Annotated in this window: 22 protein-coding genes; 9 read left to right on the top strand and 13 right to left on the bottom strand. The window is 60.2% G+C overall.

The annotated features are described in order from the left end of the window. Positions 1-86 precede the first annotated feature (86 nt). The 7 genes from J3485_RS28150 (at position 87) to tam (ending at position 7,154) form a co-directional block, all read left to right on the top strand. Complete coding sequence (locus J3485_RS28150) at positions 87-725, top strand: LysE/ArgO family amino acid transporter (protein WP_206957947.1); 639 nt, start codon at positions 87-89, stop codon at positions 723-725. A 149-nt stretch (positions 726-874) separates the two neighbouring features. Then, positions 875-1,075 (top strand): hypothetical protein, encoded by a 201-nt coding sequence (locus J3485_RS28145; protein WP_206957945.1) that lies wholly within the window; start codon positions 875-877, stop codon positions 1,073-1,075. A gap of 600 nt (positions 1,076-1,675) precedes the next feature. Beyond that, positions 1,676-3,280, top strand: a complete 1,605-nt coding sequence (locus J3485_RS28140) for a DUF2957 domain-containing protein (RefSeq protein ID WP_206957943.1) — start codon at positions 1,676-1,678, stop codon at positions 3,278-3,280. Between the two features lie 84 nt (positions 3,281-3,364). Beyond that, positions 3,365-3,841: a PraA/PraB family alkane oxidation protein activator gene (locus J3485_RS28135; RefSeq protein ID WP_206957941.1), complete on the top strand. Its 477-nt coding sequence runs from the start codon at positions 3,365-3,367 to the stop codon at positions 3,839-3,841. Positions 3,842-3,948: 107 nt separating this feature from the next. After that, on the top strand, positions 3,949-5,199 hold the full coding sequence (locus tag J3485_RS28130; RefSeq protein ID WP_206957939.1) for a DUF2957 domain-containing protein: 1,251 nt from the start codon (positions 3,949-3,951) through the stop codon (positions 5,197-5,199). Positions 5,200-5,275: 76 nt separating this feature from the next. Continuing rightward, positions 5,276-6,100 (top strand): OmpW/AlkL family protein, encoded by an 825-nt coding sequence (locus tag J3485_RS28125; protein WP_242539111.1) that lies wholly within the window; start codon positions 5,276-5,278, stop codon positions 6,098-6,100. 274 nt (positions 6,101-6,374) lie between these two features. Beyond that, the gene (tam, locus tag J3485_RS28120) at positions 6,375-7,154 is read left to right on the top strand and encodes a trans-aconitate 2-methyltransferase (RefSeq protein ID WP_206957935.1); all 780 of its coding nucleotides are present in this window, start codon (positions 6,375-6,377) and stop codon (positions 7,152-7,154) included. 98 nt (positions 7,155-7,252) lie between these two features. Here the strand turns inward: tam and J3485_RS28115 are convergent, their stop codons facing one another. Next, the gene (locus J3485_RS28115; protein WP_206957934.1) at positions 7,253-7,966 is read right to left on the bottom strand and encodes a LuxR C-terminal-related transcriptional regulator; all 714 of its coding nucleotides are present in this window, start codon (positions 7,964-7,966) and stop codon (positions 7,253-7,255) included. Between the two features lie 294 nt (positions 7,967-8,260). Here J3485_RS28115 and epsC point away from each other — a divergent pair, with 294 nt between their 5' ends. Together epsC and J3485_RS28105 are read left to right on the top strand one after the other, a co-directional pair. Next, the gene (gene epsC / locus J3485_RS28110) at positions 8,261-9,037 is read left to right on the top strand and encodes a serine O-acetyltransferase EpsC (RefSeq protein WP_206957932.1); all 777 of its coding nucleotides are present in this window, start codon (positions 8,261-8,263) and stop codon (positions 9,035-9,037) included. 123 nt (positions 9,038-9,160) lie between these two features. Then, entirely contained in the window at positions 9,161-9,592 is a 432-nt protein-coding gene (locus tag J3485_RS28105) for a YybH family protein (protein WP_206957931.1), read from the top strand. Between the two features lie 8 nt (positions 9,593-9,600). Here J3485_RS28105 and J3485_RS28100 read toward each other — a convergent pair whose 3' ends face one another. From J3485_RS28100 to J3485_RS28045, 12 genes are all read right to left on the bottom strand, one after another. Continuing rightward, positions 9,601-10,173, bottom strand: coding sequence for a gamma carbonic anhydrase family protein (locus J3485_RS28100; RefSeq protein ID WP_206957929.1), 573 nt, complete (start codon positions 10,171-10,173; stop codon positions 9,601-9,603). Between the two features lie 61 nt (positions 10,174-10,234). Then, complete coding sequence (locus tag J3485_RS28095; RefSeq protein ID WP_206957927.1) at positions 10,235-11,164, bottom strand: DMT family transporter; 930 nt, start codon at positions 11,162-11,164, stop codon at positions 10,235-10,237. Between the two features lie 102 nt (positions 11,165-11,266). Next, on the bottom strand, positions 11,267-12,526 hold the full coding sequence (locus tag J3485_RS28090; RefSeq protein WP_206957925.1) for a cation:proton antiporter: 1,260 nt from the start codon (positions 12,524-12,526) through the stop codon (positions 11,267-11,269). 67 nt (positions 12,527-12,593) lie between these two features. Then, positions 12,594-13,523 carry a 3-oxoacyl-[acyl-carrier-protein] synthase III C-terminal domain-containing protein gene (locus tag J3485_RS28085; protein WP_206957910.1) on the bottom strand — a complete coding sequence of 310 codons (930 nt, stop codon included), beginning with the start codon at positions 13,521-13,523 and terminating at the stop codon, positions 12,594-12,596. A gap of 28 nt (positions 13,524-13,551) precedes the next feature. After that, positions 13,552-14,433 (bottom strand): chlorinating enzyme, encoded by an 882-nt coding sequence (locus J3485_RS28080; RefSeq protein ID WP_206957908.1) that lies wholly within the window; start codon positions 14,431-14,433, stop codon positions 13,552-13,554. Positions 14,434-14,468: 35 nt separating this feature from the next. Continuing rightward, positions 14,469-14,732, bottom strand: a complete 264-nt coding sequence (locus tag J3485_RS28075) for a phosphopantetheine-binding protein (RefSeq protein ID WP_206957901.1) — start codon at positions 14,730-14,732, stop codon at positions 14,469-14,471. Positions 14,733-14,774: 42 nt separating this feature from the next. Next, the gene (locus tag J3485_RS28070; RefSeq protein ID WP_206957899.1) at positions 14,775-16,322 is read right to left on the bottom strand and encodes an AMP-binding protein; all 1,548 of its coding nucleotides are present in this window, start codon (positions 16,320-16,322) and stop codon (positions 14,775-14,777) included. 12 nt (positions 16,323-16,334) lie between these two features. Next, on the bottom strand, positions 16,335-16,712 hold the full coding sequence (locus J3485_RS28065) for a cupin domain-containing protein (protein WP_206957897.1): 378 nt from the start codon (positions 16,710-16,712) through the stop codon (positions 16,335-16,337). A gap of 1 nt (position 16,713) precedes the next feature. Continuing rightward, positions 16,714-17,382 (bottom strand): 2OG-Fe dioxygenase family protein, encoded by a 669-nt coding sequence (locus J3485_RS28060; protein WP_206957895.1) that lies wholly within the window; start codon positions 17,380-17,382, stop codon positions 16,714-16,716. A 31-nt stretch (positions 17,383-17,413) separates the two neighbouring features. Next, positions 17,414-18,271: an aminotransferase class IV gene (locus J3485_RS28055; protein WP_206957893.1), complete on the bottom strand. Its 858-nt coding sequence runs from the start codon at positions 18,269-18,271 to the stop codon at positions 17,414-17,416. Further along, positions 18,268-18,807: a type 2 periplasmic-binding domain-containing protein gene (locus J3485_RS28050; RefSeq protein WP_206957891.1), complete on the bottom strand. Its 540-nt coding sequence runs from the start codon at positions 18,805-18,807 to the stop codon at positions 18,268-18,270. The genes J3485_RS28055 and J3485_RS28050 overlap by 4 nt, the downstream gene beginning before the upstream one ends. A 31-nt stretch (positions 18,808-18,838) precedes the next feature. After that, complete coding sequence (locus J3485_RS28045; RefSeq protein ID WP_206957889.1) at positions 18,839-19,525, bottom strand: RraA family protein; 687 nt, start codon at positions 19,523-19,525, stop codon at positions 18,839-18,841. Positions 19,526-19,872: the final 347 nt, after the last annotated feature.

Here is a 19,872-nt window from a genome sequence, read left to right as displayed (position 1 = left end):
AGAAATTAGCTGTTCTTAGATGCAACCGGCATGCAGACTAACGCCATCGCTCGGCCTCGTCTACCCATGTCACCACCCGCATCATCATGAACTGGACCGCTTACTCGCACGGCGCGGCGCTGTGCGCCTCGCTCATCGTCACCATCGGCGCCCAAAACGCTTACGTGCTTCGCCAAGGGATCTTGCGCTCGCACGTCGGCAAGATCGTCGCGTTGTGCACGCTCTCCGATTTCTTGTTGATCGCGGCCGGCGTCGGCGGCGCCTCCGCGCTCGCGTTGCGATATCCACGCGTAGTCGAATGGGTGCTATACGGCGGCCTGGCGTATCTCGCCTGGTTCGGCCTGTCGACGCTGAGGCGCGCCTGGCGCCCCGGCCACAGCGTCATCGACGTGACCGCGGGCACTGTAATGGAAACGCCGGTAACGTCTACGTCGCCGCAAAGCGGATGGTCAGTAGTCCTAATGACCTTGGCGTTCACCTGGCTCAATCCGCACGTCTATGTCGACGTGCTGCTGTTGATCGGTACCGCCGGGGCTCGCGAGCCGGAAGGCGCACGAACGGCGTTCGCGCTCGGCGCGATGACGATCAGTCCGTTGTGGTTCGCCTCGCTCGGCTATGGCGCGCGGCTGCTGGCCCCGCTATTTCGCAAGGCAACGGCATGGCGCGTGCTCGACGGCGCGATCGGCAGCATGGTGCTATTCGTTGCGGCTGCGCAACTGCGCTGATGCCGAGGGCCGAGGCAAGCTCGGCCAATCCCATTAGATCGGACACCTAAGCGTTCGGGCGTCATGAACTGTCATGCGTTCATGATATAAACGCCGAACGGCAATCGTTTGCGCCTTGGAATGCGCGTTCAACGAATGAGGTGTCGCTCATGAAAATCGTCGGTTACGGTCTGCTTTTGACGATCGCGTTCGCGCTGCTCGTCTCCATGTGCGCCATCCTCAAGGACGGCTACGTCGGCAGCGGCGACGCGACCGACGCCGTCGCCGGCACGTCCGCCGCCCATGCGCCGCCGGCACCTGCGCCCGCGGCGTCCGAACCCACCGCGCGAGCCGCACTGCGTTCTGTTTGACTCAGGTTTGACTCGATTGATTCGTTGACCCGCTGGGGTGTCTGCCGCGGCGTGCGCACGGCTGCTCGCCGGCCGCAAACACACGTGATACCCACGCACGAGATTGAATCAAATCTAAGTAAAACGCATCGCTTTCCGTAATCACCCATTTTTAACACCCTTCAATCGCACACGCCGAAATGACTTTTCTATATCGGCCGAGGTGCTAGCCGGCGCACGCAAGTGCGCGACACAGCAATCGAATACCACGCTCAATGCGTCTCTCAAAAACAATCACTCAAATCGCATCGAAAATGCGTGAAATTCAAATTCTCTCGTGTTTTAAACGATCACTCAAACCCGCGGAATGATTGAAGAAATTAAAAAAGCTAGTTTGGATCTGCGTCTCTATTTACATCAATCGTTGGGTGCTCGTAAGGTAACGCCCGCCGCCCTCGAATATGCCAAATGATCGGTAAATATTCATCGATCCATATCGCATGCATTGCATGCGGCTGGAGGGAGCGTTTTATTTGGAGCGAGAGCAAGGCACGCGAGTGCTGATTTTCTCCAGCTCCCAAAGCGCTAAATCGGCTCGACCGACAAGTATGGGAGACAGCTATGGCGCCTAGCGTGCGCATTCAATCCGTTATTGCAGCATCGGTCGGCGCCTTGGGCATCGCACTGCTGTCGAGCGCGTGCAGCGGCGGCGGCTCGGACGACCCCGCGCCGATCGCCGCCGCATCCTGTCCCGGTAACACCTGCGCGGGATCGGGAGCGGCGACGCAGCCGCTTGATGCAAAGGCGCTGTGCCCGGCCTCGCTCGACTACAGCACGACGTTTACCGGCGGCGCCGGCAGCGGCGAGTACATCAAAGTCCAATTCGATACGTCGAAGCAGCAGTATCGAATGACCTTCATCGAATCGGAAGTGCCCACGTCCGCGGGACAAATCAACACGACGCGGGCCGGTCTCACAATTACGGGAAGCTATCAGACGCCCGATCTCTACTCCGTCCCGAACGCGCAAGGCGTCGCGACGACGCCGTTCAAACTGCCGACCGTCGAACAGAACCGCTGTGCGTTCGTGCTCGAGAACGGTCAAACGGCGGACGGCAGCTACAAGGTTGCGATCCATCCAAACGATCCGCCGATGCTGTTCGTCGGCAACGGCATTGTCGGCGGCGGCATTCCGGGATCGACCGTGCAGTTCGACGGGGTGCAGATCGCACCCGGCTTCAGCGCGGCCGCCGTGCCGCGCAAAACGTTCGATTACTACCCGTTCATTGCGTTTAGCCGGACCGTCACCGATTTCTCGAAGGTCGCCGGCCGCTACAACGAGCTGGGTATCCACTTCACGCCGTCGGGCGGCAACTTTCAGACGACGGCTGCCAGCCCGGGCGGTATCGCGCTCGGGTGGCAAGTGGACGGCATCCAGTTGGCCGAGACGATGAACGCCGACGGATCATGCATCCCGGACAGCGGCCAGGCCTACACGTCCTGTCCGACGACGGGCGGCAATTGGACGCTGCGAACCAATGCGGATGGGTCACAAGACAACGTGTTTACGAGCGCGGCCAATATCGACATGGGGCTTGGAAACGTCTATCCCGATGCCGGCGCCGGCGAACTTCAATCCGCGCTGGCCGGCAATCAAGCGCACGGCATCATGATCGCCGGCGAGCTGAACGGCCAGATCATTCCGATCGTCCTGCGCGTCGGCTACGCTCTCTCGGGCACGGGGCTCTCGAATTCTTCGGTCGACGATCAGCTCGGCATCTCGCTGCTCGCGCCCGCGCAAAACGTCACTGCGTCGTCGCTGACCGGCGCATTCATCGGGGCGAACAGCGCGACCGCGTGCGGCATCGTCAGCGCATACGGACCGACATCGACGTCGCCGCCGATCTACGAAGGCGCATGCCTCGACGATACGGCGACGACGAATCCCGGCGTCAATTACACGTCGACGATATTCCAAGGCGCGAACGCGGCATTCCTCGATCCGTTCACGTCCACCGCCGCCACGAACTTCACACTCGACTTCACGCAAACACGGCCGGGCCTCGTGAAAGTCACCGCGCAAAACAACTTCACTTCGGGCGCCGCCACCCTCTTCAAGGCAGGCGACACCGGCTATCTGATTCAAGTCGGTTCCGTGTTCGCGTTGCTCATGAACGGCACGGGCCTTCCGAATCCGTTCTTCACGATTGGCGCGTTCGTACAGTAGCGGCGGTAGCGCTTCAAGGGGCGGCCGGCCGCACCAGCCGACCGCCATCCCATCCTGCCATCAACCTGATGAGAGGTTCTCAACATGAAGAGTTTCAAGCTCATCCCCATAGGGGCGGCGTTGACGTTGTGCGTCGCTGCTTCGGCGCCGGCGTTTGCCGTGACGGTCGCTCCGGCCGGCCCGATCACCTTATCGGGTTCCACCACGCTGACGAATCCGGTCACCTCGCTCGGTTGCACGGCCACGATGACCGGCACCATCGGCGGCAGCGGCGAGATCTCGATCACGTCGGCCAGCTTCTCGGGTAACAGCCTGTGCTCTCACGTCACGCCGGCAAGCTTGCCGTGGTCAGGCCAGGTACTGTCGACGACTAGCCTTTCGCTGAGCGGCGTCGGCGTCAACACGCCCCTGGGTAACTGCGGCCCGAGCACCATCGGCGCCAGCATGACAGAAAACCCGGCAGACAAAGAAACCGTCATCGGCTTCGCACAGCAAATCCTTTCGGGCGGCTGCAAGGTATCGGGTTCGCTCACGACGACGCCGTACCTCACGGTCCAATGACCGATTAGCCGCGGCTGATCCGCCGCGGCGTCGAGCGCGCCCGCCTCACGAGGAGCGGGCGCGCGCAGCATCGATTCTCACTCACGATCATTTATTTAGGATTCCTTATGATTTGGCGTAGTCTGCTCTCGATAGCGCTGGCCGCTCTCGTTCTGTCTGCCTGCGGCGCAAGCGGCGGCGATCCGCCGGCCCCGATCGCGACGCGGTTATGTCCGCAGTCGATCGACTACGACACCGTCTTCACTGGCGGCGCGGGCTCGGGCGAACTCGTGCAGGTGCAGGTCGACACGACGGCGATGACGTACAAGATCACGTATCTCGCGTCGCCTGTGCCCGTGACCACCGGCACCGTGTCGCCGACGCGGTCATCCGCGCCGAACAATGTCGTGTCGGGCACGTTGACGCAAGAGACGCTGCTGCCGGCAGCGAAGCTCAACGAATGCGCATTCCGCCTGAACAACGCGAGCCTCGACGCAACGCGCCCCGCGCGCGTGTTTCTCGGCGAAGGTGTGCTGGGCGGCACGATTCCGGGCGCCGAGATTTCGTTCGACGGCGTGGCGGGCGTCGGCGTCGTGCCCGATACGACGTTCCCCTACTATCCGTTCATCGCATTCGCGCAAACGTCCACGAGCCTTGCCGACATCGCCGGAAAATATTCGATGCTCGGGTATCACAAGGTACCGTCGCAGAATTTCGCCCCCGTCGGCATCGACGCATCGTTCACGATCAATGCCGACGGTAGCTTCACCGAATGCGACAACCGTGGGCTCTACGCGGGGCAATGCCGGCAATCGGGGACGAACTTCGTCGCGCGTACCGACTCGCCGACGTTCGAGACCGCTCACTTCACGGGACAAGTCGCGCCCACGCAAGCCGTGAACGGCCCCCAAGCACAGGGCATCTTGATCGTCGGCAAGCTGCGCGGCCAACTCGTGCCGATTCTGATTCGCGTAGGCGCAGCCGATCCTTCGATCTTCTCTCCGCCAGGCTCGCCACCTAAAACGCCGCTCGCCGACGACGAATCAGGCATCGCAATGCTCGCACCGCAGGCAAACGTCGCCCTCGGGTTACAAAACGGCGAGTACGTCGGCGTCGACAGCAATTTCGCCTATCGCACGACGGCGCTCATGAATGCGCAGGCGACGATGCTCGATCCATTCAATGCGGCGCAAGCCTCACTCGCCACCGCGCTCGATCTCGATTACACGCAGGCGCTTCCCGGACTCGTCACGACGACGAAGGGCATGGCCGGCACGATGCCGACAGGAAAGATGATCTTCACGGGCGGCACGATCGGCTACCTCGATACGTCGGACCCGAGCGCACCGTACTTCGCCGTCAGCGCATTCGTCCAATGACCCGATAACAACGACGACCTAAGGAAACGAAGACATGGGGATGAGGAAGATATTCACGCCGTTCATCGCGGCCGGCATGGCGGGTGTGGCGGGTATGGCGGGTATGGCTTGCGTGTCGACAAGCGCCTATGCGCAAGCGGCCGGCGACAACGTCGTCACGTTGGGCTGGTTTCACATCGCGCCGCAGTATTCGAGCGACCCGCTGACAACGCACGTCGCGCCCGTACCGATCAACGGGCCGCTTGGCCTACCGTCCGCGTTTACGTCGGCGGGCACGGGGCTGGCCGTCAGCAATACCAACACGATTGGGCTCACGTTCAGTCATTTCTTTACCGACCACATCGCGGTGACGGCGTTGGGCGGCATACCGCCGGAATTTCGGATCAGCGGCTACGGCGTGATTCAACCGCCGGGGCCGGCCGGTGCGCTCGGTCAAGAAAATCTCAGCGCGCCGTCGAACAATCCACTCGTCGGGAAAGTGCGTCAATGGACGGCCGGCGCCATGTTGCAGTACTTCTTCGGTGAGGCCGAAACACGATTTCGGCCATTCCTCGGTATCGGCCTTACCTATAACTGGTTCAACTCGTTCGAGCTCAATCCGTACTTTTCGCAATCGCTCAACGAAAACCTCGGCGGCATTCTCGCTGCCGGTGCAGGCAAACCGGGGCCGACGAGCATCTCGGCGAAATCGTCTTCGTCGTGGGCGCCGATTTTCAACATCGGTGCGGCGTACTCGCTCAGCAAGCATTGGCAACTCAATGCTTCGGTATCCTACATACCGCTGAAAACGTACGCCGAAACCGACATCGAGGCCGCCGACGGCACGTTGCTCGCTGTCAGCAAAGCGAAACTCAAAGCCGATCCGATCATCACGTTTCTCGCCGTTTCGTATCGGTTTTGAGCGCGCTACCGCCCCGCTCACCGGGCAATCAACCCAGCGGCGCCGCGCGCTCGACGAGGACGAGCGTGCGCAAAACCGACGACTCGGACGCGTGATCGAGAATCTTCACGCGATCTTGCGATCATGCGATCATGCGATAAGAAATTTGAATCAATCACGATATTAAATTCATTTTACTGATGATCGGGATAGTCGCAAAATTCGCGCCATCGACGGACCGCGCGTTTCCGAATCCGGATGCGGCGGCCCGACAGACTCGACAAGGAGGCGCATCGTGACTCACTCGCTCGATCCATATGCCAAGCAATACGTGCAATTCGAGGACGAGCGCACGCGACCCGTCAGGGATCTGCTGGCCGCCGTCCCGCAAACGTCGATCCGCACGGCGATCGACGTCGGCTGCGGACCGGGCAATTCGACCGAAGCGTTGATGGTGCGAGCGCCGCTCGCCGCAGTTCGCGGGCTCGATGCGTCGGCCGATATGATCGAGGCGGCACGCAAACGTCTGCCCAACATCCGTTTCGACGTTGCGGACGTCACCGCATGGGACGAACCCGGCGCGTACGATTTGATGCTTTCGAATGCGGTGCTGCAATGGGTGCCTTCGCACGAGACGCTGTTTCCGACGCTCGTCGGCAAACTCGCGCATGGTGGGCACCTCGCCGTGCAGATGCCCGACAATCTCGACGAGCCCGCGCACCGCGCGATGCGTGAAGTCGCGGCGGCGGGGCCGTGGGCGGAGAAGCTCAAAAGTGCGGCGCGAACGGAGCGATTCGATGCGCGGCACTATTACGCGCTGCTCTCGCCGCTGTGCTCGCGTGTGGATGTGTGGCGCACGACCTACTATCACCCGCTTCGCGGCGGTGCGAATGCGGTCGTCGAGTGGTTCAAGGGAAGCGCGTTGCGGCCGTTTCTCGCAGCGCTGAACGACGGCGAGCGCGGCGCATTTCTCGAGCGCTATCGTGACGCCGTCGCACTGGGTTATCCGTCGCTCGCCGATGGTACGGTGCTGTTGCCGTTTCCACGGCTGTTCATCGTGGCGACGCGCAAGTGAGGCGTCCGCAGGAACATCACTCGTCGACACCGACGCTTCATCCGCAACCCGAGCTACTTAGGACCTCCCTCGCCTACACTCAGGTCAACACGCCGCGCTCAAAACAACGCCCACAACGCGACTTTCGCCGCCGCTTGTGCTCGATTGACCGAGTCCGTTTTCCTAACGGCATTGGAAATGTGAAAGATGACGGTGGTCTCGGCGATGTTGAGAATGGAAGCGATTTCCGACGCAGTCTTTCCCTCGGCCGTCCATAACATGACCTCTCTCTCTCGCGCCGTGAGACTGAAGCGATCGGCGAGCCGCGATTCGTTGCCGAGTTCCTTGCACATGTACTGCTGAACGCTATAGGCCAGCCAGGTCAGCGCGGGGTCCTTCTCCATGAGTTCGTGATAAGAAAGCGGCTCGTTCCTGCGCGCAAGCGTCAGAACCGACGAGGCGTAAGCATAAATACGAGTGGGTTTTGACCAGCCGTAGCGGCTGCCTCGCTGAGCGAGCCGCTTCCAAAATTCGGCATCGCCGCTCTGACCATCGCTCTCCCAAACGATCGGCACGCTCGAATAGTGCGCGCGACGAAGAATTGGATTGCGATTCGGATGCCCGCCGTGAATGCCTCGCGGCGTCCAGTCCTCGGGAAAATTGCCGCGCAGGTAAAGGCGAGGCAACGTGACAGGACTCGGAACGAGCAGCGAGAACCACCATGTATCGAATCCGAGCGACCGAACCCGCCGATCGATTTCGCGCGACGACTCGTCGGCATCCGTTGCATTTAATCCATACGTACTAAGGTATTCTTCGTACCGGTTTTTCATTGGGCCCTCTACCTGTATGATTTGAGAGGGCATGGCGCCGCTTGCGGAGACACGATTTCCGCGTTTATTGAATAAATATCTCGGCGTCGACACGGAATTAACCGCAATTCCCAAGCCTATCCAACGACCTCGAACGTCCGGGCAGCCGGGCTATCACTCTCTGAGATCCCAACACTGACCGGCCGGCGATCCGCGACGCATGTCGCGTGGCGGAACCGGCTTGCTGTAGACTGCGCTGAAAATTCGGCACGCGAATGGCCGTTCGCGCCGCCGACACGAAGGAATTTAATTTATATGGAAGAAATATTCGAGCGCATCAAAAACGACGCGAAGCGTGTCGCCGCGAGCGAACCGCTCTTGCGCCCTAAGTTGGAGCATTTCGTTTTACGCTTCGATTCGTTCGCGCCGATGGCGGTGCATCTGATCGCGAGTAGCGTGGCCGATGCTCACGTCGGCGTTGCGGATTTGGAGCGCCTTGTCAGCGAATGCTTGACGAGGAAGCCGTCGATCGCCGAGAGCATGATGCGTGACGTCAAGGCCGTGTTGACTCGCGATCCCGCGTCCTCGGGGCCACTCCCGATTCTGCTCAATCAGAAAGGTTTTCAGGCGCTGCAGGTCTATCGAATTGCTCACGCGCTGTGGCAAGCCGGCCGCCGTGAAGCAGCGCAGCATCTGCAAGGTCGCGCATCGATCGTGCTCGGTCCGGATATTCATCCGGCCAGCGTGATCGGCAGCGGCATCATGCTCGATCACGGTTCGGGCATCGTGATCGGCGAAACGTGCGTGATCGACGACGACGTTTCGATCATGCAGTCGGTAACGCTCGGCGGAACGGGTAAGGACACAGGCGACCGGCATCCGAAGGTGCGCACCGGCGTACTCATCGGTGCGGGTGCAACCGTGCTGGGCGCCATCGTCATCGGCGAATCCGCCAAGGTTGCAGCCGGCAGCGTGGTACTGCGCGACGTGCCGGCGCATGCAACGGTGGCCGGGGTGCCCGCACGCGTCGTCGGGTCGTCGGGCCGCGCGGCCCCCGCCATTTCGATGGAGCAGCGCCTGCTCGACGATTGAGATCGAGGCCTACGTACCCCTCAATTGTTAGAGCTCAAATGCGATGAGACTCTCAATACACTGCGAATGACTTGCCTCAATCCTGCAGCCGCTGAAATCCACTCATTCGCCACGTCCCTTACCATGCATCCATCGCTCAACGCTACTGATGTCGAGTCGGGAACCGAGCTCGAACAGATCCGACGTTACATCGAACAAGATTACGTCGCGGCCGCCAATTCCAACGACGCCGCACGCTACGCGTCGCTCTATACCGCGGATGCTTTGTGGTCTCCGCCCAGCGCACCCGATAGGCGCGGGCCTGCTGCCATCCGCTTCGCGTTCATCGCCAAGCAGGCCGACATCCACATCAAAATGAATTTCCAGGAATGCGGCTTGTTCTCGGTGGGCTTCGGCTTCGCGACAGCACTCGTGCAAGTACACGTGGCGCCGTTCAATCAAACACCCACCGAGGATTTGATCTATCGCGCACTGTGGCACGTGCGCAAAGAAGTCGGGAATTGGAAAATTTGCCGCCAGATCTTTACCGAAAAGCCCGGGCTCGAATTCGTCTAAGCATCTCGTTACGCGTCGCTGAATGCATCGCGTAGCACGTCGCTGGGCGCGACGGGCGCGCAGGCAACCCGAAACTCGCCGGCGTGCGCCGCGTAATTCACTCCGACGCCCTTTAACGCAATGACTTCGTCGTCGCTGAGTTGCCGGATCACACGCCCCGGATTGCCGACGAACACCGCACGATCGGGTACCTCGACACCTTCCCCGACGAGTGCGTTCGCGGAAATCACACTGCAGCGACCGATGCGCGCGCCGTTCAGCACGACGGCGTTGATACCGATCAATGCATAGTCGCCAACCGTGCAACCGTGCAGCGCCGCGTGATGGCCGATCGTCACGCCCTCTCCCACGATCAATGGGAAGCCGGTATCGACATGCAGCATCGCCAGATCCTGCACATTGGTCTCTCGCCCGATTCGAATGCTGTCCCGATCGCCGCGAATCACGGCATTGAACCAAACGCTGACGCGTTCTTCGATCGTGACGTTACCGATGATGCACGCGCCAGGGGCGAAGTAATGCCCCGTACCGACGACGCGCGGGCAGCATCCGCGAAACGCATACAGTGTTTCTTGGCTCATTGTGCTTACCTTCGTTAGCGAGATCCGCCGCGCGGGGCGTGTCGAGCGCGTCGACCCACGATCATCCGCGCTCGCCGGGCCCGGCGGTGACGCCCGACGTGCTCGGACGATTCGGCTGCCCCACGAGCTTGGGCTTGCGCATGATGATCCAATTGCCGAGGACGACGAGGGCCGCGCCGGCCACGACGCGCGCGCTCAGCGTGAGCCCTTCCATCCGTGACGAAATGATCAGCGCGATGACCGGCGAGGCCAGCATCGCATAAGCGGCACGCGACGGCCCCATGCGGCCGATCAACGTGAGGTAGCACAGGAATGCGATCACCGTTCCGAACAGCGCAAGATAAAGCAGCGAAACGACATAAGGCAGGCTGGGGTCGAACGTCAGGCCCGTGCGGCTCGCAAGCAACAGCACGGCGAGCGCCAACGAGGCGTACGTGAGCGACAGCGCATTGGCCGGCAATACCGAAATGCCGCGCGCGTGCGTTTTGCCCGAGACGATGTTGCCGACCGATGCCACATAGGCCCCCGCAAGCGTAATGACGATCGCGCGAATTCGTTCGCCGCTCGCCGGCTCCGCCGAGCTCGGAATGAGTGCCAACATGACACCCGCCAAGCCGAGCAATGCCCCCAATACCACGATCTTTTCAACCGACTTCGATAAGAACAGACGCGAATTGATCAAGTTGAAAACGATTACTGTCGAAACGCCGAGTGCGACGAATCCACTTTCGAGCGTCCGCGCTCCGACATAGACGAGCCAGTAGCTGCCCGCGAATAAACAAAAGCCTTGCAGTGCCAACAACAGATGGTCTTTACCGGAGTACCGCAGTGATTGGCGCTTGATGACGCAAATACTCAGCATGACGAGCGCGGCAATCACCGTCCGATAAAACAGCGACACACCCGGCGGCACAGACGCGACTTGGTAATGAATGCCGATCCAAGTGCTGCCCCAAATCGCTACCGTCACGGCATACAGAATGGTATTCATACCTGGCCTTCGCGAAAGGTGGAAACGACGATCGACACACGCCGCGCCGATCAGCGCGGCATGCGTGAGCTTTGAACTACCGATCGCGAAACCATACCACGATCATGGAGCGTACGAACTGGTTGGTGAAAAACGTTGTCGAGCAACAAAAAACGTATTGAAACCACCCGTGAGTGCCGTCGTGACCAACGCGACGAGAAACATCAACGTATAAAGCTTCGGTGTGATGACGCCGGCATTCAGGCCTTCTTTCAGCAAGATCAATTCGACGAGCCCTCGCGTATTCATCAGCACGCCCAACAGCATGCCTGTGCGCCACGTCGCGCCGCCCAAGCGCGCACCGGCAGCGGTACCGAACACCTTGGATGCCACTGCGATGGCCAACAGCACACAAAAGAGCGTGAAGCCAACGCCGATAAACGCGTCGCGCGTCATATTCAAACCCGCGAGCGCGAAGTAGCATGGCATCAGAACGCGACTCGCAATGGACCCGAGATCGCGCCTGATTTTTTCGCTCACCGCCGTCCCCGACGGAAAACAGCAGCCCACCGCGAATGCCCCCAGCACAGGATGCAGCCCCGCGGCGCGACTCAAGATCGCGGCGCCGACGATCGCAGCGACCACCGCGAGCATGAGCAAGTGCATCTCGCCCGCCTGACCGTCGTCGCCGAATTGCGCAAGCCACGCCGAGATGCGCGGCCGCGCAATCCAAATGGCAGCGGCGCACGCGAGCGGCACCAAAACCAGCTTTGCGACCGACGTGGCGCTTGTGAGCGCATGCGTCGGCGTCGTGCAAATCGCAAACAGAATCCAAGCGTACAGATCGATCATCGCGGCAATCTTCATCGCGATTCGCCCGATCGGCGTGCGAAGCAACGCATGATCGGTCAGCATCCGCGCCAATACGGGAAATGCGGTGACGGCCATGGCAGTACCGAGAAACAGCGCGAACCTAGTCTGTTGCCCTGCCGGTATATCCATGACTTGGCTCAACACGTAGGTGCACGTTGCGCCGATGAGCAGAGGAACCGCGACGCTCACCGTCGCCGTCACGATGACGAGGCGGCTATCGCCCGTTTGCTTGCGACCGTGGCCGCGGTCCTTTTCCGGCTGAGACAAATCGGTGCCGACGATGAACATGAACAGCATGAGCCCGAATTCGGCGATCGCTTGCAGTCCACCCAGCGAATCGGCCGCAAAAATTCGATGTTGCAGCGCCGGCGCAATGCCGCCGAATATCACCGGCCCGAGCAGAATCCCCGCAGCCATTTCGCCGACCACGACAGGCTGACCGATCGCTCTGGCACAAAAGCCGGTCAGCATCGTCGCGCAGACGATCACGAGTATTTGCAGCTCAAGCATAGAGGGATTCCCCGGAAATTTGATTGCTGGGCAAACGGCCGCCGATTGTCGAAGCTCGAATGACGCCTCAGCGGATACGCCGTTCCAGCAGCGCGGCGCCGAAGTTATGCGGCCCCGATCCCACGCAGATGAGACGCTCCAAGCCTTCGAAGTCGCGTTGCTCGGCGATCTCCGACAAGCTGATCAAAATGTCGGAAGACCAGATATGTCCGCGCGTGCCGTCGAACGGATAAGTTTTTTTCTGACCGACACCGGCTTGCGTTGCAATCCACTGGCTCATTCGAGGGTTGTAATTGTTGCATATAAGCCGATCGATTTGATCTCCATACAATGCGTTGCGCTTCAAAAGATCGGAACAAACGCTATTGATTGCCGCCAGCCACGCCACGAGTTTGAGTTGACGATCTTCGGCGCTATCGCCGAGCCGCGCGATCGAATGCTTGTCACACAGCACGAGGTCCATCAATTGAAAGGCGTCGCCGTACGGCTGCGTCGCAATCAAGCACGCCGCGGCACCGTCCCCGAGCAGCGAAGGGCCATCGGCGAGCCTCGATGCAGGGGAATCGGCAACGTCGACCGTGATCAGCAGCACGTGCTTGAATTGCTCGGCGCGAATCAGGCTGCGCGCGAGCCGAAAACCCGCGACGGCGTTATGGCAACCCATCACCGATGCCATGACCACTTGCGCGCGATCCATGCCCAGATCGAGCAACGCGCGGCTGATCTCGCCGGAAGAAAGCTGCCGATGCCGCCAAAAACTCGACGTACACACGACGACGGCATCGACTTCGCTGCCCGGAACCTTCGTCGCCTGCATCACCTTCCGAGCCGCGCTTGCCGCCAATGTCATCAACGGAACGTCGACAACCGTACGGGCGCCGATCACCCCCACGTCGGCCAACGACGCGCCGCTCGCTTCGTCGAGTTCGAAACGCGCCAGCTCGACGAATTCGCCGGTCACGAACGCCGGGGCGCTGATGAATACAGGTTCTTTCATGATTGCTTTCTTCCGGGTGGGGTGCAAATCACGCGAGCGGCGCGCGCACCTTGTTGTGGCCGAAGCGGTCGGCGCCCGACACGAGCACCGTCGAGTAATTGTCTAGCGACAACGTTTCGCCGAGGCTCGTGTAGCGATCGTAGCCGGGGTAGACCTGCACTTGCGTCGCGACGTAGCGCGTCGACCAACCGAAGCGCGATTGCGTGCGGCTGCGATTGGGTTCGGAGCCGTGCAGCGTTTGCGACGAGAAGATAAAGAATTGACCTGGGCGCATTTCCATATGAACCGCTCGCGATTCGTCCGGCTTCCAATTCGGATCGACCTTCAGCTTGTCCCAGTCGTAGCCGAAAAAGCCTTGCTTTTCGTTGTCGGCGATCTTGTTGTTGATGCGCGTCGGATCATGTTCGACCGAACGCGTTTCGTCGAAGAACCATTCGTTCTGCGTCCCGGCCATGAGCTTCATGCAGCCGTTCTCGCGCGTCGCTTCCGTGAACGCCGTCCAAACCGTCAGCCCCCACAAGCCGCTCTTGTTTTCGGTGGGGCGCAGGCGCGGATTGCCTTCGAATTCGACGAACGTCTTGGCCTGGTGCCACTCCGTGCCTTCATCGCCCGGATACTTGGGAAACCATTCGGAGCGCCAGCACAGTAGATCGTCGCCCAGGATACTGCCCACGCGATCGACGATACGCGCGTTACTGGCCACGTCGCTGAGTGCCTTGACGTCCAGGTGCCGGTCGTAATTCAAGCGCGACTCGGGATAAGGCGAGCGAGAACGATCGAATAAGTTCAATCGCACGTCGGCCCACAACCGCTCCATTTCATCCGGTTCGTACAACGTGAAGGGGCCGATAAAACCGTTCGCCCAAAACTTCGACAATTCTTCCTGGGTCAGGCTGTATTTGCTCGTCATGACTGTCTGCCTTGTTGGATGAGCGCGATGGCGGTTCAGAAGAGCACGGTCGTCTGCCGTGCGAGGGCCGTGGCCAACTCGCGCAGCGAGGACGTTTCCTTTTTGAAGAACAACTGCGGATCGAGATCGATCGCATAGCGCTCCTTCACCTTTTCCAAGATCAGATAGAGCGAGACGGAGTTGCCGCCGAGTTCGAGATAGCCGGCGTTGCGCTCGATCCGATCGAGGTTCAGCACCTCGCAAAAAATGGAAGCAAGCCCCGCTTCTTCTGGCGTTTGGTAGTCGTTGATCTCGGACATGTCCTTTCCTTGAGTCATAGAATCAATGAGTTGTTGAATCGTTCAAATACGCGAAAGCAGTCGATGCCGATCAAGCTTCCCGTTCTCTTTGATCGGCACATCGCTTCTGAGCTCGATATGGATTCGATCGGGCACCATGTAGGCGGGCAACCGCTCGCGCAAGCGCTCGACGAGCGCACGTTTGTCGATGGCGCTATGGCAGATCAGTACGGCCTCGAGCGCATCGAGAAAGCCGCCGATGGAATCGGGTACGACGCGCACGACCGCATCGGCGATCTCGGGCTCGGAGACGAATGCGGCCTGAACTTCGTGCAGCGAGATGCGATTGCCGCGCACTTTGACGAGATCGTCCTGGCGGCCGTGAAACCAAAGCAAGCCTTCGTCGTCGCGCCGAACGAAGTCGCCGGTGCGAAAGAGCCGATAGGGCGACGCGGAGTTGAATCGATTCGGGATCAGCTTCGTCGCGGTGCCCACCGTATCGCCCAGATAGCCGGCCATCACTTGCACGCCACCCAGATAGAGTTCACCGATACCCGAGCCCACGAGCAGTTGGCCGTCGGCATCCACCACATAGGCCTCGACCGACTCGATGGGCTTGCCCAGCGGCATGAATCCGGTGCGATCGAACGGCACGTCATCGAAGCGCATCAGCGTCGAGTTGTTGCACACTTCCGTCGGGCCGTAGCACTGTGCAAACCCGATATGCGGTACCCACTGTTTGATCTTTCTCAGCGCTTCGATCGGGCACGGTTCGCCACCGTACCAAAGCTGCCTGAGACGTGACAGATCGCGCCGCCCGAGTTCCGAGAATTCCGATGCCAACATCTTCACGACCGACGAAATGAACAGCACGTCGGTGATCGCATGCTTCTCGAGCGTATAAGCGAGTTCGGCGGCCGGCAGACCCGGCGGATAAAGATAGACCGTCGCGCCGCTATAGACTTCGACAAAGAGATCGAGCGTCACGACATCGAAATAAAGCGGCGAGACGGAAAGCCAGCGTGTCGACGAACCGTGGCCGAATGCGGCTGCCATGGTCCGAGTAAAAGCGGCTTGGCTCTCGGCCTTGATCATGACGCCCTTCGGCGTGCCGGTCGTACCGCTCGTGAAGAGGATGTGACTCAGTGGCTCATCGAATACGGCAGCGGCGGGTTCGCCGCCGAGCAATTCACGGTTGGTGACATGCACTCGCAACCCGTCTTCGTCCACCGCGCAAAACAGCAAAACGAGGCCGAGCCGCGTCAATTCGAGGGCGATGGCGTCGTCCAACGCATAGTCGACGATCACGACCTTCATCGCCGTTGCCTCGACGATCGACTCGCGGCGCGCTGCCGGCAACGCCGGCGAAATGGGCACGAAAACCTTATTGCCGGCCAGCGTCCCGAAGATGGAAACGACAGCGGTAAGGCTCTTGTCTTGAAGCACGCCGACCGCGCAATTGGATTGCCCAAGCAGCCTCGTCAGCCATTGCCCGATCGTATCGGCATGTTCGAACAGGGTGCGGAACGAAAGCATTTGACCGCCCGCGTCGACGAAAGCGGGCCGCGTGCTGTCGCGATGCCGCGACAGCATCGAATAGTACGTTTCCATCGTATGCCTCGTTTAGGATGGGTCGGTCTGCGTCGGCCCGAGATAGGTCGATTCAGCCCCTTCGGCAAGCGCGCGGTAGTCTTCGCGCGTCGGCGCGAAGATGTCGATCACTTCGGAGGGCTCGAGCGCCACCGCCGAATGGGGAACGTTCGGCGGAATCACGAACGTATCGCCGGCACTCAGCCGGAACGTTTCGTCGCCCACGGTCAACTCGATGGCGCCGGACATGACGTTGGGCGCCATCTCGTGAGGGTGCCGATGCAGCGGCAGCACGGCCCCCGCATCGAGCTTCCAGAACGCCAATGAAAACCGCTCGCCGTGAATGAAGCTTGCCCGCCCGCCGTCGATGACTTCGTGAACGCGCAAATCGCTGCGGTTGAAGAGCGGCATGTCACTCCCCGATCATGTCGGCGGGCACGTTCACGCCGTGCTCGGGCAGCGTCAACACGAACACGTCGCGGTAAGCCCCTTCGCGCGTCGGCTCGAGCGCCGTCGTATCGTGCGTGTATTTGCCGTCCTCGAACGTGATGAGTTCGCCTTCGGAGAGGATGTCGGACATGACGATTTCGCCGTCGCGGTCCCAATACGTCGTGCGTGCGCTCTCAGGCTCGATGCCGTGGCGTTTGAGGACATAGAGTCCCGTCCAGTCGGTGCCGTCGTGGTGCCGGCCTTCCGGGACGGGACTACCCGTACCGGTCGTGCGAATCTGGTGGACCGAGAAGCTTTTGACTGTCAGGCCCGTGCGCGAAATCCACTCCATGATCAGCTGATGAAACGGCTCCGATTCGATCAGCGAAACGGGGGCATCCTCGTAATCGCGGCAAATTCCGCCGTACTTTTCGAGCTTATTGACGGAAGGCGGCTGATACAGCGGACGTTTCGGCAACAGCTTGAATCCCCGATCGGTGATCTCGACGCGCGAGGTCGTTCTGAAACGCTGACCGTTCGTGAAATATTGGTCGTACGGCACGTTGTCGAACGACGCTTGCAAGAAAGCAAGGTCGACATCGGGCGTGTGGCGGAAAAAGCTCCGGTTGTGCATGAAGTACGGCGCTCCCATTTCGGCTCCTTTGGCTGTGCAACAAGAGAATTCAGTTCGATTGAACGAGATCGAGAAGCGCTTGCCGAATGCGCGACGTACAAGAACCCGGCGCGGCCGATTCGAGCGCGTGCGATTCGACCTGCGCGATCGGCAACACCTCGGATGCCGTGCTCGTCAGGAACGCCTCGTCGGCGGCCAGCAACTCGGCGGGCGTGATATCGCGCTCGTACACGCTCAATCCGTTTTGGCGTGCCAATGCAATCACTGCATTGCGCGTGATGCCGTTCAGGCACGACTTGACGCGCGGCGTATGTACTTCGTTGCGAACGATCATGAAAACGTTCTGCGCGGTTGCTTCGCACAGATAGCCGTCCTCGTCGAGCAAGATCGCTTCATCGAATCCTTCGGGAATCGAATTCACTGCGGCGACCGATGCCAAGTAGTTGCCCGACACCTTCGCTTGCGCGTAGTCCTTGCGCCGCACGTGCCGGGAAATCGCAACTTTGATTCCCGAGGTGTATCGTGCGTGCGAGCGGTCTGTCTGCCATTGCCATGCGGTCACCGCCACATGCTGTTCGAGCGGCGTGGCGCGCAAACCCATGATGCCGTTGCCGACGTAGTAGAGCGGCCGGATATAAAGATCGTTGCTCGGCGCCGTCTCTGCCACGGCCATCACGGCATCGCAGACGTCGACGGGGCGACAGCGCTTGATCGGCGAGCCCAGCATCTCGGCCGATGCGAAAAAGCGGGCGACGTGTTCCTCCAAACGAAAGATCGAGCGGCCGCCGTGGACGCCATAGGCGCGAATGCCCTCGAAAACACACAGGCCGTAGTGCAGCGAGTACGTATTGATCGGGATCGACAACGTGTCGCTGGGAATCAAATTACCGTCGAGCCACCATTTCATTGACGTGCCCCCTTCGCATGGATGCTGAAACCCATCGGCACGGGGCCGAAGTTCTGCAACACGTTGAGGCCGGCGCGCTCCGCCGCGACGCGCGTGGATATGCAAGCGTCGAATCGGCCGGCCACGCACAACCGAGCGGCTTCCGAATTCGACGTGACGAGCATCGGCTCCAACGACGACGACAGCCCGGCGACCCCGGCCAGCAGATCGACCGGCGCGGGATGGGAGCCGATGCTCTCGACACGCGAGGCATCGTTGAGCCGGCTCGCAAACACCATGTCGTACGTATCGATCACGAAGCAATCGACGAGCTTCATCCAGTGATGATTGCGAAACACGAGCTCGTGCAGATAGGGATAGACGATGCACCCGAGCAGCAGATCGTCGGACTCCTCCGTGCCCATCATCTCGTCGGCCGCTTCTTCGAGCGTGTCGTAGAGCACGATTTGACCGTCGATCCCACGGCGGTCTAGATAGACGCCCGCGGCTTTTTCGCAATTCGTTCCGGCGGGGCCCAGCGTGTGAATTTTCAACACGTCAATCTCCTTGAAGATAATCAGCCAGCCATCAGATCCGGCGTCGCTCTTCGACCAATTGAGGCAGAGAACGTCCGCCGCGAATTTGCCGGAGCATGTCGGTTTCGAGCTCGTCGGTTCTCCAAGCGCGCTCTAAAACACAGTCAATCAATTCAGCCGGCACGACAACGGTCCCGCTGCTATCGGATACGATCAGATCACCGGTATTGACGGTCTTGTTGTCTATCACGCATGAATGGCCGGTACTGACCACGCGATAGCTGCCCTGTGTATCGACCGGAATGGGATTGCTGGCCAATACGGGTATGCCGAGTTCGCGCAATTCGGGAATATCTCTGACCGCTCCGCCCAGCACGACCCCTTCGAAACCGAGCCGATCGAAGTAAGTGCAACTCATGGCGCCGGCGAGCGCTGCAGAACTCAAGATCGGGCCAGCGCCGGCCACATAGACTTTGCCGGTGCCGTCGGTTATCTCCGGAACCAGAAAGTGCTTGACTTGCTCCCACGTCGATTCTTGCGAAGCGAGAATATCGCCACCCTTTCTTACGCGGGTCCATTCAACCGTATGCGCCAAACCCGCGAAGTAATGATTGGATTGGGCAATCGGATGAATCTCAGGATTGAGAGCCGCCTCGACGCCAAGAGAATCCAGGATGTCCGAAATCGTCGAAGTATTGATTTTTCTCTCATAAATCAACTTCAAAGCTTTGCTGTCCATTTCGTTAAACCGGTAAACATGCGGTTAATGGATAGGTTTGTTTTGTTATGCGAGGCAAATATATTTGCCCGCCGCGACGCACGTCTACCTCTAAGATATTAGGGGGTAACCCGATGTCATCCTGAATACGCATTCGAAGCGCGCAGTCTCACCCTAATGAATGCATTGAATTGCAATGATGGCGTTAAAGCAGTTACGCCGCGCACTCGACTTTACGATGCGCGGTGCGAATGCCAAATGTGAATTTTGAACGCCACGAGGAAGGCAAGCGTCACGAAACTGATTGACGGCGGCGCTGAAGGCCGCCTATGCGGGCACGATGAGTTGAAACAGGATCGATCCAGGCG

Source organism: Trinickia acidisoli (genome assembly GCF_017315725.1).
Taxonomy (GTDB): domain Bacteria; phylum Pseudomonadota; class Gammaproteobacteria; order Burkholderiales; family Burkholderiaceae; genus Trinickia; species Trinickia acidisoli.
The sequence above is the reverse complement of the archived record's forward strand: the minus strand, read 5'-3'. Positions and strand labels throughout refer to the sequence as shown.

What these genes read in the sequence shown, in the direction of transcription:
- J3485_RS28150 (WP_206957947.1), top strand. Translation starts at nt 87, where the DNA reads ATGAACTGGACCGCTTACTCGCACGGCGCGGCGCTGTGCGCCTCGCTC.
- J3485_RS28145 (WP_206957945.1), top strand. Translation starts at nt 875, where the DNA reads ATGAAAATCGTCGGTTACGGTCTGCTTTTGACGATCGCGTTCGCGCTG.
- J3485_RS28140 (WP_206957943.1), top strand. Translation starts at nt 1,676, where the DNA reads ATGGCGCCTAGCGTGCGCATTCAATCCGTTATTGCAGCATCGGTCGGC.
- J3485_RS28135 (WP_206957941.1), top strand. Translation starts at nt 3,365, where the DNA reads ATGAAGAGTTTCAAGCTCATCCCCATAGGGGCGGCGTTGACGTTGTGC.
- J3485_RS28130 (WP_206957939.1), top strand. Translation starts at nt 3,949, where the DNA reads ATGATTTGGCGTAGTCTGCTCTCGATAGCGCTGGCCGCTCTCGTTCTG.
- J3485_RS28125 (WP_242539111.1), top strand. Translation starts at nt 5,276, where the DNA reads ATGGCGGGTGTGGCGGGTATGGCGGGTATGGCTTGCGTGTCGACAAGC.
- J3485_RS28115 (WP_206957934.1), bottom strand. Translation starts at nt 7,966, where the DNA reads ATGAAAAACCGGTACGAAGAATACCTTAGTACGTATGGATTAAATGCA.
- epsC (WP_206957932.1), top strand. Translation starts at nt 8,261, where the DNA reads ATGGAAGAAATATTCGAGCGCATCAAAAACGACGCGAAGCGTGTCGCC.
- J3485_RS28105 (WP_206957931.1), top strand. Translation starts at nt 9,161, where the DNA reads ATGCATCCATCGCTCAACGCTACTGATGTCGAGTCGGGAACCGAGCTC.
- J3485_RS28100 (WP_206957929.1), bottom strand. Translation starts at nt 10,173, where the DNA reads ATGAGCCAAGAAACACTGTATGCGTTTCGCGGATGCTGCCCGCGCGTC.
- J3485_RS28095 (WP_206957927.1), bottom strand. Translation starts at nt 11,164, where the DNA reads ATGAATACCATTCTGTATGCCGTGACGGTAGCGATTTGGGGCAGCACT.
- J3485_RS28090 (WP_206957925.1), bottom strand. Translation starts at nt 12,526, where the DNA reads ATGCTTGAGCTGCAAATACTCGTGATCGTCTGCGCGACGATGCTGACC.
- J3485_RS28085 (WP_206957910.1), bottom strand. Translation starts at nt 13,523, where the DNA reads ATGAAAGAACCTGTATTCATCAGCGCCCCGGCGTTCGTGACCGGCGAA.
- J3485_RS28080 (WP_206957908.1), bottom strand. Translation starts at nt 14,433, where the DNA reads ATGACGAGCAAATACAGCCTGACCCAGGAAGAATTGTCGAAGTTTTGG.
- J3485_RS28075 (WP_206957901.1), bottom strand. Translation starts at nt 14,732, where the DNA reads ATGTCCGAGATCAACGACTACCAAACGCCAGAAGAAGCGGGGCTTGCT.
- J3485_RS28070 (WP_206957899.1), bottom strand. Translation starts at nt 16,322, where the DNA reads ATGGAAACGTACTATTCGATGCTGTCGCGGCATCGCGACAGCACGCGG.
- J3485_RS28065 (WP_206957897.1), bottom strand. Translation starts at nt 16,712, where the DNA reads ATGCCGCTCTTCAACCGCAGCGATTTGCGCGTTCACGAAGTCATCGAC.
- J3485_RS28060 (WP_206957895.1), bottom strand. Translation starts at nt 17,382, where the DNA reads ATGGGAGCGCCGTACTTCATGCACAACCGGAGCTTTTTCCGCCACACG.
- J3485_RS28055 (WP_206957893.1), bottom strand. Translation starts at nt 18,271, where the DNA reads ATGAAATGGTGGCTCGACGGTAATTTGATTCCCAGCGACACGTTGTCG.
- J3485_RS28045 (WP_206957889.1), bottom strand. Translation starts at nt 19,525, where the DNA reads ATGGACAGCAAAGCTTTGAAGTTGATTTATGAGAGAAAAATCAATACT.